Annotated in this window: 9 protein-coding genes and 1 tRNA gene; 4 read left to right on the top strand and 6 right to left on the bottom strand. The window is 59.3% G+C overall.

Translation table 11 applies throughout. The features are described 5' to 3' along the window. Positions 1-15 precede the first annotated feature (15 nt). Complete coding sequence (gene msrP / locus ACVW0B_RS00220; protein ID WP_457490663.1) at positions 16-972, top strand: protein-methionine-sulfoxide reductase catalytic subunit MsrP; 957 nt, start codon at positions 16-18, stop codon at positions 970-972. A 17-nt stretch (positions 973-989) separates the two neighbouring features. Here msrP and ACVW0B_RS00225 read toward each other — a convergent pair. The 5 genes from ACVW0B_RS00225 to cysS form a co-directional block, all read right to left on the bottom strand. Beyond that, positions 990-1063 (bottom strand) — tRNA-Arg (locus ACVW0B_RS00225). A gap of 12 nt (positions 1064-1075) precedes the next feature. Beyond that, complete coding sequence (locus ACVW0B_RS00230; RefSeq protein WP_457490664.1) at positions 1076-1717, bottom strand: ribonuclease HII; 642 nt, start codon at positions 1715-1717, stop codon at positions 1076-1078. A 35-nt stretch (positions 1718-1752) separates the two neighbouring features. Further along, a complete protein-coding gene (locus ACVW0B_RS00235; protein ID WP_457490665.1) occupies positions 1753-3924 on the bottom strand; it encodes an Rne/Rng family ribonuclease in 2172 nt (723 codons plus the stop codon). A gap of 766 nt (positions 3925-4690) precedes the next feature. Further along, the gene (locus ACVW0B_RS00240; RefSeq protein WP_457490666.1) at positions 4691-7354 is read right to left on the bottom strand and encodes a TIGR03960 family B12-binding radical SAM protein; all 2664 of its coding nucleotides are present in this window, start codon (positions 7352-7354) and stop codon (positions 4691-4693) included. Positions 7355-7506: 152 nt separating this feature from the next. Continuing rightward, a complete protein-coding gene (gene cysS, locus ACVW0B_RS00245) occupies positions 7507-9090 on the bottom strand; it encodes a cysteine--tRNA ligase (protein ID WP_457490667.1) in 1584 nt (527 codons plus the stop codon). A 340-nt stretch (positions 9091-9430) separates the two neighbouring features. Between cysS and ACVW0B_RS00250 the strand changes: the two genes are divergently transcribed. The 3 genes from ACVW0B_RS00250 to ACVW0B_RS00260 all read left to right on the top strand — a co-directional run bounded on the left by ACVW0B_RS00250 (position 9431) and on the right by ACVW0B_RS00260 (position 14144). After that, positions 9431-11113 (top strand): LysM peptidoglycan-binding domain-containing protein, encoded by a 1683-nt coding sequence (locus tag ACVW0B_RS00250; RefSeq protein ID WP_457490668.1) that lies wholly within the window; start codon positions 9431-9433, stop codon positions 11111-11113. A 92-nt stretch (positions 11114-11205) separates the two neighbouring features. Then, a complete protein-coding gene (locus ACVW0B_RS00255; protein WP_457490669.1) occupies positions 11206-12531 on the top strand; it encodes an FIST signal transduction protein in 1326 nt (441 codons plus the stop codon). 80 nt (positions 12532-12611) lie between these two features. Then, on the top strand, positions 12612-14144 hold the full coding sequence (locus ACVW0B_RS00260) for a leucyl aminopeptidase (RefSeq protein ID WP_414330782.1): 1533 nt from the start codon (positions 12612-12614) through the stop codon (positions 14142-14144). A 790-nt stretch (positions 14145-14934) separates the two neighbouring features. Here the strand turns inward: ACVW0B_RS00260 and ACVW0B_RS00265 are convergent. Next, positions 14935-16458: an AAA family ATPase gene (locus ACVW0B_RS00265; RefSeq protein WP_414421703.1), complete on the bottom strand. Its 1524-nt coding sequence runs from the start codon at positions 16456-16458 to the stop codon at positions 14935-14937. Positions 16459-16597: the final 139 nt, after the last annotated feature.

Genomic DNA, 16597 nt, shown 5'->3' on the forward strand with positions numbered 1-16597 from the left:
AAGGATGGCTGATTGATGTTCGGGATCCGAGTTCCTCACCCCTGGCAACGAGAGGCACAGGTCACTCCAGAAGAGATGTTTTTCAGCCGGCGGCAATTTCTAGCGCAACTGGGATCCGTTGGGGTGGGAGCCAGTTTTTCTATTTTTGGGTTTGGCAGCAGGGGAGTTGCTCCCTCGGTAGAACGAGAGCTGAGGGGGATCCCACTCAACCCCCACTTTTCGGATGTGGGCAGGCCCGTCACCGAGGAGATTGTAGCTGCTCGTTACAACAACTTTTACGAGTTTGGCTCCGGAAAGCGCGTCTGGCGGGCTGCACAGGCTTTGCCCGCGGATCCCTGGACTGTCGAGATTACCGGGCTGGTGCGGCATCCTCAGCGGTTGGGCCTGGAAGATCTGTTTAACTTCCCCCTCGAAGAGCGCATCTACCGCTTTCGCTGTGTGGAAGCCTGGGCGATGGTGGTGCCGTGGTTGGGCTTTCCGATGCGGCTGTTGCTGGAACGGGTGGATCCTTTGCCGACGGCTCGATTTGTCCGCTTCACTTCCTTTTACGATCCGGAAATTATGCCTGGCCCAATCTGGCCCCCCAACTTGCCTTGGCCCTACACGGAAGGGTTGCGGATCGAGGAAATGGCTAACGAGTTGGCCTTTTTTGCCCTCGGCATCTATGGCAAGCCGTTGCCCAAACAGCACGGAGCACCAATTCGCATGGTGGTTCCCTGGAAGTATGGCTTTAAAGGGGGAAAATCCATCGTCAAAATCGAGTTTTTGGCCCGTCAACCCTCCACGTTTTGGAATACCCTCGCCCCTGGGGAATATGGATTTGAGGCCAATGTGGATCCTAGGGTGCCCCACCCCCGCTGGTCACAGGAGCAGGAAGTCTTGATCGGTTTCGGATCCCGTTCCCAGTGGCAAATCGTTCCCACCTTGCCCTACAACGGGTACGGAGAGTATGTTGCCCACTTATATGGCTGAACTTATATGCCTGAAGACGCCCACGAAAGGATTCGAACCTCCGACACCTGGGACCGGAACCCAGTGCTCTAGTCCACTGAGCTACGTGGGCAATGCAACTGCATTAACCATCATATCTGCTGACTTTCAGTTCTGCCAAGGGGGCAAAGCTGCGGCGGTGCTGCGGGGTGGGCCCCAAGTTCTGCAACGCCAGTCGGTGCTCCCGCGTGCCATAGCCAGCGTTGGTGCGCCAGCCGTAGCCGGGGTACTGCCGATCCCAGCTCTGCATCAAGGCATCTCGCCAGACTTTAGCCACAACTGAAGCAGCGGCAATGGAGAGGCTGATGTGATCCCCCTTGACCAGGGCCGTTTGCCGGGATCCCAGCTCGGCCAGCGGCAATCCATCCAGCAAAATGTGGTCGATGGGATCCAACTTGGCCAAAGCCCGCTGCATGGCCAGCACCGTGGCCTGGCGAATGTTGAGCCGGTCGATCTCAGCAGCAGAGGCACTGCCAACGCCCACAGCCAAAGCCACCTGCCGAATCCGTTCCGCCCATTGAGCGCGTTGCTGCGGACGCAGTTGTTTGGAATCCCTCACTCCCTCCAGTTCTTTGGGATCCATCTGGGCCGGCAAAATTACCGCCGCTGCCACTACCGGCCCGGCCAGGGCTCCCCGCCCCACCTCATCCACCCCCGCCACCCGCAGGATCCCCTGCTGCCAAAGGGATCCCTCCCAGATCAAACTCGGCCTTGCCCGCTCCACCATACTCCCATGCCTGCCCCTGAGCTTGGGAGCAGCGCCTAACTGCTGCGGGAGCGCCGTCGCCTGGAGGCTGCCGGAGATTGCTGGGCAGGGCTGATCCCCAGTTCCGCCGCTGGCTCGGCCAAGCTGCTCTGCACGGCTGACGGGAACGATTCAGCAGAGGAGATTTCGGGTTCCGAGGGTTCGGGTGGAGAAACGGTATCCAGCGGCTCCTTCTCCTGCAAGGCATCCGGTTCGGGCGCCAATTCCTCCGCCTGAGAAGTTGCCTCAGTCTCCACCTCTGGGCTACTTTCCACCTCGACAGTTCCCGGCAGAACCACCCTAACCGCCGTGTCTCGGCCCCAAGGCGGCGGCTGGTCAAGCAGCAACAGCGGCGACAGCCCCAGCTCCGAGTAGACCCGTTGTTGTAACGGGGTCATCTCCACGGTGACGGTTTGCCGTACCGGAGCCGGACGGCCTTCTGAGGACTCCGTCCCACTGGCGCGAACGGTGCGGGCTGGGGAAGTGTGATCTTTGCGTGAGGCGGATTCTGCCTCTTCCCCAGGGCCAGAACGGCGGGGTTCTTGACGCTTTAGGTCTGCTCCGCCCCCTGGCAGTTGCATCGGCTCTGGGGCTTCCTCTTCTACAGGAGTATCCAGGCTCCGGGCAACGAGGCGCTGGCCAGTGCGGGGATCCCCCCAGTCTTCACGGGGACGCTTGCGTCCCGTTTCAACCCGTGGCTCTTCCTCCAGATCATCTGAAGTCGTAAAGGGATCCGGGCTGGGGCGTCGTTGTCCGGGGGCAGAGCGCGACCGCCGCAGCAGCGCACGGCTATCGCCTCGAGACAGTCCATCGCTCCCCACTCGCAGGCGTGCCCGTTGGGGGTTGCCATCGCGGGGCAGGATCGGGCCGGCCTCTTCCTCATCCCCTCCTTCCGCCTCGGTGGGTAGCGTTACCGTCAGGCCGCTTTCTATTGTTAACAGATGCCCTGGCTCGGCCCCCGGCAAGCGGGCTAGGATCCCCAGCCCCTCACAGGTAGGGCAAGAATGGCCGAAGATCTCATAAAGGCTTTGCCCCTGCCGTTTGCGGGTGAGCTCCACCAGCCCCAATTCCGACAGTTGGACCACCTGTGGGCGAGCTTTGTCGCTGGAGAGGGCCTTGTTAAAATGCTCCAAAACCAGCAACTGGTCGCGGCGGGAATCCATGTCGATGAAGTCCACCACAATCACACCGGCAATGTTGCGCAGCCTCAATTGGCGGGCAATCTCGGTAGCCGCCTCACAGTTTGTCCACAGCACTGTCTCCCGAGAAGTGGCCGATTGGGTGAAGGAGCCCGAGTTAACATCAATTACCGTCAGGGCCTCGGTGGGCTCGATGATGATGTAGCCACCAGAGGGCAGATCCACCCGTGGCCGCAGCGCCTGCCGAATAACCGCGTTGACCCGAAAATACTCCAGAATGGGGGTGGGCTCGCGGTGGGCATCGACAACGACACCAGGGGGCATTTGGCCCTTGTTCCAGCCCTGCAGATAGCTACGGACTCGCTTCGCTCCTGCCGCAGAGTCGGTCACAATACGGTTCACATCGTCGGAGTAAACATCCCGCAGCACCCGCTGAATAAAGTCGTCATCCCGGTTGAGTAGCCCCGGCCCCCGTGCTGCCTGATACTGCTGTTGAATATCTTCCCAGAGTTTCTTCAATTGCTCCAGGTCGTCGATCATCGCTTCTTCGGACACACCTTCCGCTTCGGTGCGCACCAACAGGCCCATCTGCGGGGGTTTAATCAAAATGGCCAGCGACTTCAAACGGTTGCGTTCTTCTCGATCCTCGATGCGGCGGGACAGATGAACGCCTTTTCCGTAGGGTCGCAACACCAAATACCGCCCTGGAAAGGCCAAATCTCCGGTAAGCCTTGGCCCTTTGTTGCCGGTAGGCTCTTTCATCACCTGTACCAGCACCTTTTGCTGCGGCAAGACCAGCTCAGAAATCGAGGCATGACTTCGCTTGAGGCGCAGCGGGCCCAGGTCGCTGACGTGGATAAACCCATTGCGCTCTGCAGGGCCGATGTTGACGAAAGCGGCATCGATGCTGGGCAGAACGTTCTCGATGATTCCGACGTAAACGTCTCCCACTTGGTGAGCGCCGCTGGCGACGATCAGCTCCTGCACTTGATCTTCGGCGAAGACGGCTGCCACTCGATGTTGCTCGGCAATGACAATCTGCCTGGGCATTAACTTCCCTCCCCGCCCCAAGGGCACGCGGTTACGGGTTGAACCCTCATTCTGGCGAGGTGTTGTCCTTTTGCTGGGATCTGCTCAAGTTTCTTTAACCAGGATCGAGTCATCATGGGGCTGTCCATTACCCTCAGCTCTGCTTTGACGCTTGGCTTTGTTTCCTCTCCAATGGGTGAGGTGAGTTTAAGTGCATGTGAACTACCCAATGCTGGCTCTGGTGGGTACAGCGGGGGGCTTCTGCTGATTGGAAGGAAAACTCATCGGATGGGATGAATGGATTCGGTGAGGTTTGCATGGAGATTCATGGATGGGCTCAATCGATAGGCTCAGGGAGCAAGACGGCTCCGCCTCGGGAGATCGAACGCTGGCCCATTGCAGAACCCCAGTTGTGCGGCCCAGCCTGTTCGCGAAAGCGTCGCGTAGCGATAGTCCACAACAAGACAGGGTTTGCGCGCGGAAAGAAGCACCTTCTCAGGGTAAAATTTTCTGGTTAGATCTGGGCTAGGTCGAAGAGGCACACTTTTCTGTTGCACCTATCGACTCGACCCCATCACGCCTGTTACCTGCCCTGGGTACTGAGTTAAGAGTGTCTCCATTCCAGAATCCGGCCCAGCTTTTGCCTGCTGCTCACCCAGCCCTTGGTCAAGTTGATGCTTGGCGAGCCCCACAGCGGCAGGAGCCAGCAATAGCAGCATTATAGCGCTTGTGGGATCCCTCAGCCCAGACAGACCCTTAGCCCTTGGGTTGCTCCCAGAGGAAGTGCTCAATCTGGATCGGCTAGGGGGTTCTCCCACAACAGGCGCAGCCGCTTTGCCGTCTGTAGTGTCCAGTGGGGCAACCCCAATGACTCGGCCATTTGAACCAGATGGGTGGGCCGCAGGTAGGCACCGTCGTTGCGGCAACTGCCCCGGTAAAGGAGGCAAGCGCTGCCCTCGGGGGTCAGGCCCTGAAACTCTAGGTAGTACAGCAGGGCGCGGGCATTGAAGGGAGAGGACTTGCCAGACTTGGAGGTTTTTTCAATCCAGATTTCCTGCGCGTCTAGGATCTGGGTGACCCAGGCAGGCCAAGAGGACTCAGTCCCGCTGCCGTGAACGGCTTTGGGCAACTCGCAGCTCACCGTGAGCTGATATTCGGCGGCGTAAACGGCTGCGGTGGCCGAGGGATCCCGAAGGCTAATTTCTTGGACGGCTTGGATGGGGATCTCCGGGGGCAGCTGTTCGCTCAGAAGGGCGCGCAGTTTCTCAGGCGTCAGAGGACCCTCAGGCCGATCCAGCAGCTCCAGATCCAGGATTTCGCCATAGCCTTCCTGGCCGATGGGCAGAGCGTTGGCGTTGGCCAGGCGGGGCATGGGGTGGTAGCCGCCGCTGAAGGCCAGAGGTAACCCCGCTCGCCGACAGGCCCGTTCCCACAGGCGCATGAGATCCAGGTGGCCCAGCCAGCGCAGATCCCCGGTTTTGCCGTAGGTGATGCGGAAACGCTGGGCAGGTGGCTCCGGCTCCAGGGGATCCGGGGTGGGGGCGGGTTGGCTCTGCAGGGGTGGGACGGGTGGGGGCGGGATGACGATGTTGTGGCCGAAGCCGGGGCCGCAGATGCCGCAGGCGGAGCAGCCCTCGAAGGAGCAGTCTTCCACGGTGAGGGCTTCCAGGGCGCGGCGGTAGTCTTTTTGCAGCCATTTTTTGTCGATGCCGGTATCGATGTGATCCCAGGGCAAGGGATCCTCCAGGCCCAATTCCCGGATGGGGAGATGGGCGCAGAGGGCGACCGGGTCGGCGGCAGGATCCACCTCTTCGCCGCAGTAGGCCCTCACCCAGGCAGCATAGGCGGTGTCGATGCTTTCCCACCAGGCATCCATGCCGGCACCGGCCCGCCAAGCCCGCTCGATCATCTGTCCCAGGGAGCGATCCCCTTTGCCAATAAAGTCTTCCAGGATGCTGAAGCGGATATCGGTGAAGTGGGCCTTGACTCCCCGTAGCCGGCGCAGCTCCTTCTGCAGCAGGGTTTGCTTGCGCTGCACGTCGGCATAGTCTACCCGGTGCCACTGGAAGGGGGTGTGGGGCTTGGGGGTGAAGTTGGAGAGGGTGAGGGTAAACTCCACCCGCTTGCGGCCTACCGCAGCGCATTCTCGCTGCAACCTCTCGACGGTGCGGGCGATCCCCAGGACATCGGCGTCGGTCTCGCCGGGCAGGCCAATCATGAAATAGAGCTTGATTTTGTCCCAGCCCTCTTGGACGGCGGTGCGAATGCCGCGAATCAAGTCGGCATCAGTAAGGCCCTTGTTGATGATGTCCCGCAGCCTTTGGGTGCCAGCTTCGGGGGCAAAGGTGAGGCCGGAGCGGCGGGATCCCTTCATGATGGCGGCAATTTGCTCATCAAAGCGATCCACCCGCTGGCTGGGCAGGGAAAGGGCAATGTGTTCTCTGAGGAGACGGTTGTGCAGCTCCGCTCCCACCGCCGGCAGGGAAAGGTAGTCGGAGCAGCTAAGGGAGGAGAGGGAAAATTCGCTGTAGCCGGTCTTGCGCAAGCCCTGCACCACAGCCTCCACCACTGCTTCCGGATCCACATCCCGCGCTGGGCGGGTAAGCATTCCCGGCTGGCAAAATCGGCAGCCCCGTGTGCAGCCCCGCCGCACTTCCATCACCAGGCGGTCGTGGACGGTTTCCACCAAAGGCACCAGGCCGACGGAGTATTGGGGTTGAGGCAGGGCCACCCGACGGCGGATGCGCTCCGGCACCCCAGGCACGATGGGCCGCGGTGGGATCCCCTCGTAAAACTGGGGCACGTACACCCCCGGCACCTGGGCCAGCTCCAGCAAGACCTCTCGGCGGGGCTTGGACAGGGATCCGGCCAGCACTTGGCCAATTTCCGGCAGCACCTCTTCCCCATCTCCGAAGACGAAGAAATCGAAAAAGTCGGCAAAAGGCTCTGGGTTGGAGGTGGCGGTTGGCCCGCCGGCAAAGATCAGAGGGCACTCTTCCGGGGTAAAGGGCTGCCGCTCCCACCACTTGAGCGGGATCCCGGCCAGATCCAGCATCTCCAGAATGTTGGTGCCCCCCAGCTCGTAGGCCAGGCTGAAGCCAATGATATGGAAAGCGCGCAGAGGACGGCGGGATTCCACGGCAAAGAGGGGGATCCCCAACTGCCGCAGGCGGGCCGCCAGATCCGGGCCTGGCAAGTAGGTGCGGTCACACAGTTGATCCGGCTGAGCGTTGAGGATGTTGTAGAGGATGAGGTGGCCTAGGTTGGAAGCTCCCACCTCGTACAACTCTGGATAGCTCAGCACCCAACGCACCCGTGCCGAATCCCAAGGACGGTGGACGGCGCCAAACTCTTTGCCCAAGTAGCGGGCCGGCCGCTGAATCTCAGGGGTAAGCAGGCGATCCAGATCGATGGGACTCAGATGCGGTTCAGTTGCAGCCAGAGAGAGCATGGGGATCCGCCGAGACGTTAATACAGCCACTGATCTGACTCTAGCCGAACTTTTCCAGCAACCCAAACGAAGGGAGAAGCACTTTGCCCCTCTGAGCCCCTAGGTTACAGCCATATCCATTTTGAATGAGCCCGAGGAATGCTCCTCAACCCCTATTCTCGCAGCCAACGGGTGGTGCCATCTTTTTGATCGATGAGGGTGATGCCGAAGGCTTTCAACTGATCCCGAATGCGATCGGCTTCGGCAAAGTTTTTGGCCTTGCGGGCTGCCGAGCGCTGCGCGATCAGCTCCTCGATTTTTTTAAAGTTAAGTTCCCCATTTGTAGCTGCTTCTTTGGATCCCTCGAATTCAGAGAATGAGGGCCAACAGAATCCCAAAGTAGCCAAAATCTCCAGCAAGGCAGCGCTTTTTTGTTTGAGGGCCTGGGGCTCCAGATGGGTTTGGCCTTGATGGGTGAACAGGTTGTGTTCGCGGGTGAGTTCTTTGGCCAATTCAAAGGCGATAGCCAGCGCTTCAGGGGTGCCAAAATCATCGTCCATAGCAGCTTGAAAGGCTTGCATGGCCTCAGCATCAGGGGATCCCTTTTCTTCTTTGCAGAAGTGCTGGGCACAGTGGATCCCTTTCTGGAGGGTTTCCCAGCCACGGCTAGCCGCCTGCATGGCTGCCTCGGTGAGATCTATGGGGCTACGGTAGTGGGTCTGCAACAGAAACAGCCGCAAGGCCATGGGGTGATAGACGGCGAGGGCCTGTCGCAGGGTGGTGAAGTTGCCCAAAGATTTGGACATTTTCTCGCCGTTGATGTTGAGAAAGCCGTTGTGCATCCAGTATTTGGCCATCGGCTTGCCGGTGATCGGCTCCGATTGGGCCAGCTCATTTTCGTGGTGGGGGAAAATCAAATCTGCCCCGCCGGCGTGAATGTCGATGTGATCTCCCAGGGTCTCCCGCACCATGGCGGAACATTCGATGTGCCAGCCCGGTCGCCCCCAACCCCAAGGGGAGGCAAACCCCGGCTCAGAAGGGGGGGCCGCTTTCCAAAGGGCAAAGTCGAAGGGATCCTGTTTCTCAGCTCCCTCTTCTCCTACCCGGCCACTGGCTCCCGCCTCCATCTCCTCCAGTTTTCGACCGGATAGCTGGCCGTAATCCGGGAACTTGCGGACAGAGTAGTAAACAGAGTACTGAACAGAGGCGGGGGTCTCCGGCTTGTGCCCGGTTTGCCGGAGGGAAGACGGGTCGGTCTGGTGTCGAATGGGATCCCGTACCCGGTAGGCAAAGCCTTTGAGCTCCAAAGATTGGATCAACTGGAACATGGCTTGCAGCGATTGCGTTGCCCTCGGGTAGAGATCGGCCCGCTTGATGTTCAGGCGATCCATGTCCTGGAAATATTCGGCGATGAAGCGCTCCGCCACCGCTTGCATGGATTCGCCACGTTCCAACGCCCGCTTGAGGATCTTGTCGTCCACATCGGTAAAATTCTGCACATACTTCACTCGGTAGCCGCGCCACTCCAAGTAGCGACGCACCATGTCCCAAACCACGTAGGTACGCGCATGGCCGAGGTGGCAGAGGTCGTAAACCGTTACACCACAGACATACATCCGCACCAGGGGCTTCTCCTCCGCAACTGGAGCTGCAGATCCCTGGGAATTGCCGACGGAAACGGATTGAGATCCACCTGCTGCCAGCGGCTGAAACACTTCCTTGCGGCGAGTCAATGTGTTATAGACAACCAAATCCATGGGTATCCCTAGTTTGTAGTTTCAGCTACAGCAAAACAGGCTTTGTCTTCCAAAAAAAGACGATGGCGCACTTTGTCTTGAATCGGATGAGGCTCGACAAAATCTCAACGAGCCAAGGGCTGGAACCATTGTGGGGCAAGCATTGTGGCTGAAATTATCTGCCAAGACTTGTCTAGATTTGTTAACTACGGTACTCTAACCTGAGTGCGAGCCAGCCTGTTCATTAGCGAGCTCCACCCCGGCTTGAGTCACCCCTGGGGTGCTCGGTGCCAAGGGGCTTATGCCCCTCATTTTGACATCTTCTTCTCTTGCACTCTAGTGTCAGCCTGTTGGTGTGAGGATGCCTTTAAAACCCACTTTCCCCAATCCCCAAAACGGGGAGCTGGATTTCCGCGGTGCTGCCGTGAGCACCCTTTCCCCCCCACCCCCAAAGGACTCGGCAGGGATCCCTTCAGAACAGTCCTGGACTTCTGCGGATTCATCTGCCGAGGAAGCCTATCTTCTGGAGTGGGATCCAGCCCCTCTCTCTGGGCGGTCGAAGCCAAGATGGGTTGGTTTGGTCCTCTCTCTCAGCTTAACGGGCCTGGTATGGCTTCTGAAGCTGGAGGCGGATCCCTGCGCAGAAGCTGGGGAAGAGCAGCTGCCGGCCACCCCCAGGTGCCCAACCGAGCCTGAGACAGCCCATCCAGAGCCGGGGGATTCTGCTCCTGCGCGTCGGGGATATCCGGCTTGGGCCACTGGTCTTTTGCTGATGCTGGGCTTGGCCGGAGTCGCTACCCTACAGCAGCGACAGTTGAATCGCCCCCTGTCTCCGGCGGTAGAGCCGATCCCACCCTCTGTGCATACGCTATCTGGCGCTCTGCAGCAAAACTACGAGCGGAAAAAGGAGCAGCTGCGCCAAGCCTTCGCAGAAGGGCGAATCCCGACAGGAGAAGGGCCCAGAGGCATTCTGGAGCATGAAATTCAGCCGGGGGAAACCCTCTGGCAACTGACCCAGATGTATCAGCTCGACGCGGCTGCCATCACCGTCTCCAATGGTATTCAGGCCAGTACTGAGCTGAAGCCGGGGCAAGTTCTCCTCATCCCCAGCCAGCCGGGATTGATCTACACCGTCAAGCAGGGAGACACACTGGAGGACATTGCCAACCGCTACCGAGTTCCCCAGCAGCGGATTATCGAAGCGACTCCTCTGGATCGCCCGGAATATCTGCGCATTGGCCAACGCCTGCTCATCCCCGGCGATGTGGGCGAGTTGATCCAGCGTCAGAAGGAGATGATCGCTGCCCAGAAAGCTCGCGAAGAGGAAGAGCGCCGCCAGCAAGAGGAGGAAGCCCAACGCCAAGCCGAAGCCCAAGCTCGATTACAGGCGGAGCAGCAACGCCGGGCCCAGCAAATGGAACAAGAACGGCAGGCCCTCTTGGCCGGTGGATCCCTGACCCACACAGTTGGAGCCGGTGACACCATCGAACGGATCGCCGCCCGCTATGGGGTAACTCAGCGATCCATTATTCAAGCCAACAACTTGCGCAATCCCCACTGGCTGCGCATTGGCCAACGCCTTACGATTCCGGCGCCGGGTACGCAGCCCACCCCTGCTCCTGCCCGACAGGCTCCGCCAGCGCCCCCTCCAGCCCCTCCCCAGCTTCGCAGCAGTGGGTTTATCTGGCCGGTCTCCGGGCAAATCACCTCTGGCTTTGGCTACCGTCGCGGTCGCCTTCATGCAGGGGTAGATATTCCTGGCCCCGTGGGATCCCCCATTGTAGCCGTTCAGGAGGGAGTGGTGATCTTCGCGGGGAATGCTGGGGATGGCTACGGCAATCGAGTGGACATTCGCCATCCCAACGGAATTGTTACTCGCTATGCCCACGGCCATCAGATTTACGTTTCCACAGGCCAGTACGTGCAGCAGGGGCAGACAATCATGAGCCGCGGCAGCACTGGCTGGAGCACAGGGCCGCATCTGCACTTTGAAGTCCGCCCCGGCGGGGGCGCGCCTGTGGATCCCCGGCCCTATCTGCCCTGATCCTGTCCCAAAGCGAGACTACACAGAACAGCCAGCCTGGCCATAAATTGCTAGCCTAAAAACAGCAAACTCCAGACCGTAGGAACACGCCGATGCAGTGGGTGAACGCGCTCTCCCAGCTCCCTTCCCTAGAAGCGGCTCTGCGGCAGGTGGTGGAGGAAGCCAAGGCCAAGCTTCAGGCGGCCCAGCTGAAAAGTGCCTTGAGTCGGCAGGTGCAGACGGTGGGATCCGGCAGCTTGCCGGGGCTGCTGACAGGGTATGTTCCCTCTCAGCCTCTGCGGCCCAACCTGGGGGTTTTGTTTGTGTCGGCGGCCTTTGCCAGCGAATACATCCGGGTGTTGCCATTGCTGTCGGAGCTGCTGGAGGTGGACGTTTTGATCGGCTGCTCCGGGGGTGGCATTGTGGGTGGCGGGCATGAAATTGAGGATGGCCCGGCTCTCTCCTTGTCTTTGGCGGTCATGCCGGAGGTGGTGCTGCATCCTTTTCATCTGCGGGGGAACCAATTGCCAGACTTGGATGCGGCTCCTTCTGCCTGGGTCGATTGTGTTGGGGTTTCGCCGCAGAGCAAGCCTCATTTTCTGCTCTTGGCCGATGGATTTTCCTCTGGCATCTCAGAGTTGCTGCAGGGGTTGGATTTCGCCTATCCGGGATCAGTCAAAGTGGGGGGATTGGCCAGTGGGGGCCGCGGCCCTCGGGGCAACGCCCTATTTTTGCTGGATGCGCGTACCTCCACACCTCGGCGGGAGCTGTATCGAGAGGGCACAGTGGGGCTAGCGCTCTACGGCAATGTGGTGCTGGATGCAGTGGTGGCCCAGGGGTGTCGCCCCATTGGGGATCCCTTGCGGGTGACGGAAGCAGAGGGGAATGTGATTCTTGGCTTGGAGGGTCGCCCTCCTCTAGCGGTTTTGCAGGACTTGGCAGAGCGGCTCAGTCCCGTGGATCAGCGATTGGCCCGCCACTCTCTCTTCATCGGCCTGCTGATGGATGAGTTCAAGTCGGAGCCGACGCCGGGAGATTTCCTCATTCGCGTAATCTTGGGCGTTGATCCGCGCGTGGGGGCGCTGGCCATCGGGGATCAGGTGCGCCCTGGCCAGACGGTGCAATTTCATCTGCGGGATGCCCAGACTTCGGCAGAAGATCTGCGTTGGGCCCTCAGCCGCTATTGTGCCGAGCGCAACTTGAGGCAAAGCCCCTCTCAACCGAGGCCGGAGCCTTGTGGGGCGTTGATGTTCTCCTGTTTGGGGCGAGGCAAGGGCCTGTACGGCACTCCCGATTTTGACTCGCAACGGTTTCGGGAATTGCTTGGAGAGCTGCCCTTGGGGGGGTTCTTTTGCAATGGTGAGATCGGCCCCGTTGGGGGATCCACCTTTTTACACGGCTACACTTCCTGCTTCGGGATCTTCCGGCCCGCCCACTAGGGGTGGATCCCTCGCCCTAAGAGCCGGCGAAATTGGATAGACTGGGGATCCCATGTCAACAGCTTGGTCAAGGATTTCTCATGCAGCTTCATCTCAGCGAGCCGCCACTCACTCAAGGGGAATGTGCCCTGGTTTATTGCTTTGCCGCTTCCGGCGGGAATGGCCGCTTTCCTCTGCCCCCTGAGATCGCCTCTTGGGATGAAAAGGCGTGGTCAGGGCTGGTGGCGGAAACCGTTCAGGAGCAGGGGTTTCAGGGGAAGCCGAATAGCAGTGTTGCCCTGCGCCTGACAGGAGAGATCCGCAAACTGGTGTTGGTGGGGCTAGGGGATCCCGCGGCCCTAACGCTAGAAGCCCTACGACGGGCCACAGCCAACGGCCTGCGCCAGGCTCACAGCTTAAAAGCCAAGCAGGTGATGCTGTCTTTGCCGGAGACGGGGTTGGATCGGGTGCGTGGGGTTCAGGCGGTGGCCGAAGCCTGCCTACTGGTGGCGCACCGGGACAATCGGTTTAAATCTTCAGCCAAAGGGGAAGAGGAAAACAGCTTTTCTGTGCAGGAAGTAACTCTCTTGGTGCCGGGGTTGGCCCAGGCCCGTTCTGACTACGAGGCCGCGCTGCGGCGGGCCATTGAGATGGCGGCAGGAACCATCTTGGCTCGGGAATTGGTGGCTGCCCCCGCCAACATTGTGACTCCTCTTGCCCTGGCCGATACCGCCCGCCAACTGGCCCAGGAATATGGTCTAGAGGTGGAGATTTTGGGACAGGAAGAATGCGAGGCTCTGGGGATGGGGGCTTTTTTGGGTGTGGCCAAAGCCTCTGACCTGCCGCCCCAGTTCATTCACCTCACCTACAAGCCGCCACAAGGGGATCCTGTTACCAAATTGGCCCTGGTGGGCAAGGGGCTGACCTTTGATTCCGGTGGGCTGAACATCAAAACCGACTCCCGCAGCATCGCCATGATGAAAACCGACATGGGGGGAGCAGCGGCAGTTTTGGGAGCTGCACGGGCCCTAGCCGCCCTCAAGCCGCAAGTGGAGCTGCACTTCATCGTCGCTGCCACGGAAAACATGATCAGCGGCCATGCCATCCACCCAGGGGATATCCTCACCGCTTCTAACCAGAAGACCATTGAGGTCAACAACACCGATGCAGAAGGCCGCCTCACCTTGGCAGATGCCCTGGTGTTTGCGGAAAAGCTGGGCGTTGATGCCATCCTCGATCTGGCTACCCTGACCGGTGCCTGTGTGATTGCCCTGGGGGAAGAAATTGCCGGCTTGTTCACCCCGGATGAGACGCTGGCCCAGGAGCTACAGCAGGCTGCCAATCTTTCCGGCGAAAAAATCTGGCGCCTGCCGCTGGAGGAAGGCTACTTCGAGGGTCTCAGCTCCATTGTGGCCGACATGAAAAACACCGGCCCCCGCTCAGGGGGATCCATCACCGCTGCCCTGTTCCTGAAGCAGTTTGTGGAGAAAACCCCTTGGGCCCACCTGGATATAGCAGGCCCCGTTTGGACAGAGAAGGATGCAGGCTACAACAACAAAGGGGCCACCGGTTATGGGGTGCGCACCCTGGTGGAGTGGGTCTTGGCGCGGCAAGCCGCAGCAGCTTGCTCATAACCCCGCCTTTCTGGACGTTGGGCCTTGAAAAAGCATCTACTGAGGGAGGAGCCAAGGGCTGCTTGGCTGGAGCTGTCCGATCCCTAAAATAGGCTTAAAAAAGAGTCTAGGTATTGAGTAGCACTTTGCAAGGCTTCCCCTCTGAGAATAGGATCCCTGCATTAAAGTAGCCGGCACAAGGCCCCCTGCGCGGGATCCTCCCATGAAAGACCTTTACCGCGAGCTGGAATTACAGCCCAATGCAACTTTAGAAGAAATTAAATCTCTATCGGAATAAAACAAGAGGAAGCTAAAATTGATCATACCTTTGCCACCAAAAGTGACACTATACTGGGTGCCCTCTCGCTTTTAGTCCTGAGCTTGTTCATTGGTGCCTTAAGTAGCTCAATCGGGCTTGTGCTCTTTCTAATCTCAGTTATTAGTCTTTTTATGGCCATTTTTGATAAAGGATATAGCAAGTCGCAAGTTGAGAGCGCTAAGAAGCTACAGGAAGAGGCAAAATCAGTAATAGCCCAGATAGAGAAAGATAGGAACTCGAAGCTTTCCCAGCTTGAGCTTCACTGTAGAAGTAGGATCGATCATTTTAAAGCTGTCCCTATCGAATCTATATCCCCATTTTATAAGTGGGCTGAGTGGGGAGGATCAGCTATTTTTGCTAACTGCAATGAAGGAAAAGGCAGATGCTAAAAGCCTAGAAGAAAACTTGAAGATAGCGGCTGGAGTTGCTGTGGGTATTGGCATACTAGCCGCCTTATTTGGGCTGGGAGGTGGATTTCACCCATTCTGAATCTCAAGAAGAGGCAAAACATTGCTTCATTTCCTGCAGCACCTGGGCATCTTGAGAGGCCGTTCTCGCGCCCGCTTGAGCAGCCCAGCACTTAAGACTCTCGATTTGGTCGCGGGCAATCGAGGCCAAAGGCACGGTTTCGCGGATGGCCTGCAGGATATCTTCTTGGGTAAAGTCCCGCCGAGTGCTGCTGCCACTGCCCCCAAAGGCGTTGTACATGGCATCTACGATGGCTTGCTCGATCTCGGCCCCGCTGAAGTCCTGAGCTGTGGCTGCCAAGGCTTCCAGGTCGAACTCCCGCAGGCGGCTGGGGCGCAACCGCTGCAAATGCACCCGGAAGATCTCTTTGCGCTCAGCCTGGGTGGGCAGGTTCAAGAAGAAAATCTCGTCAAAGCGGCCCTTGCGCAACAGCTCTGGCGGCAGCAGAGGCACGTTGTTGGCAGTGGCCACAATGAAAACGGGGCTGGTCTTCTCCTGCATCCAGGTAATCAGGCTGCCAAACACCCGGCGGCTGGTACCAGAATCTCCATCGGCACTGCTGGTGATGTTGCCAAAGGCTTTGTCGATCTCGTCGATCCAAAGCACGCAGGGGGCCATCGCCTCCGCCAGTTGGATCATCTGCCGCACCCGGCTTTCCGACTCGCCGACGATGCCGGCAAACAGCCGCCCGGCATCCAACCTCAGCAGGGGCAGCCGCCACTCATTGGCGATGGTCTTGGCGGAGAGGGATTTGCCGGTGCCCTGGATCCCGACCAGCAGCACGCCCTTGGGGTTGGGCAGGCCATAGCGACGCGCCTCTTCGGTAAAGGCTTCCTGGCGCACCCGCACCCAGGCCTTGAGATTATCTAGGCCCCCCACGCTTTTGAGGGTCTCGCGGGCGGTGAAAAACTCCAGGATGCCGGTTTGGCGGATGGCCTGCTTTTTTTCCTCTAGCACCAGGTCGATATCGGCTTCGTTGACCTCCTGCTTGGCGGCCAAAGCGCGGGCCAAAACGCGGCGAATACGTTCTCGGCTCAGCCCTTGACAAGCTTTGACCAGTTGCTCGCGGGCCAGAGGGGTGAGCTTGAGTTTATCTGGGGCCACGTAGAGCTGGATGAGGCGGCTGATCTCTTCGCTATTGGGCAAGGGAATATCGACGACGGTGACCTCCTCTGCCAGGTCGCTGGGCACTTCCAGGGTGTGGCTGAGCAGGATCAGCATCTTGCGGGTGCGTTTTAGCTCGCGGCTGAGGTTTTTCAGCTCCCGGATGATGGGAGCGTTTTTGTCGCTGGTGGCGTTGCGCAACACAAAGTGCAGATCCCGCAGCACAAACAGGGTGTCCTCGTTGGGGGCAGAGCGCCACACCCGCCCCAGAGCTGCCATGATGGAGCCCCGATCCTCGCCTGTATCTTGCCAGCCCCGCACCAAGTCCCAGAACAACAATTGCCGCGGTGGGTCTGTCCGTCTGGCTACTTGGGTTAGCACGGCATCGGCAGGCTCTTCTTCTGGAGAGACCAAGTAAACCAGGGGGTAGCGGGCCCGGATCATCAAATCCAGCTCTGTCACCAGCCCTGCTTGCAGCTCCGCCGGGATCTCGACCAGGGCAGGATCCCTGCTGTCTGGATTTGTTTTTCTTGCGGCTTCTGTCATCGCCTCTGGAGTTTAGAACATCCTTACTTCATCTTCC

The organism is Thermostichus sp. MS-CIW-23 (assembly GCF_054059455.1).

Coding starts and splice junctions, on each gene's coding strand:
- ACVW0B_RS00265 (WP_414421703.1), bottom strand. CDS start 16,458: ATGATCCGGGCCCGCTACCCCCTGGTTTACTTGGTCTCTCCAGAAGAA.
- ACVW0B_RS00240 (WP_457490666.1), bottom strand. CDS start 7,354: ATGCTCTCTCTGGCTGCAACTGAACCGCATCTGAGTCCCATCGATCTG.
- ACVW0B_RS00255 (WP_457490669.1), top strand. CDS start 11,206: ATGCAGTGGGTGAACGCGCTCTCCCAGCTCCCTTCCCTAGAAGCGGCT.
- msrP (WP_457490663.1), top strand. CDS start 16: ATGTTCGGGATCCGAGTTCCTCACCCCTGGCAACGAGAGGCACAGGTC.
- ACVW0B_RS00235 (WP_457490665.1), bottom strand. CDS start 3,924: ATGCCCAGGCAGATTGTCATTGCCGAGCAACATCGAGTGGCAGCCGTC.
- cysS (WP_457490667.1), bottom strand. CDS start 9,090: ATGGATTTGGTTGTCTATAACACATTGACTCGCCGCAAGGAAGTGTTT.
- ACVW0B_RS00230 (WP_457490664.1), bottom strand. CDS start 1,717: ATGGTGGAGCGGGCAAGGCCGAGTTTGATCTGGGAGGGATCCCTTTGG.
- ACVW0B_RS00260 (WP_414330782.1), top strand. CDS start 12,612: ATGCAGCTTCATCTCAGCGAGCCGCCACTCACTCAAGGGGAATGTGCC.
- ACVW0B_RS00250 (WP_457490668.1), top strand. CDS start 9,431: ATGCCTTTAAAACCCACTTTCCCCAATCCCCAAAACGGGGAGCTGGAT.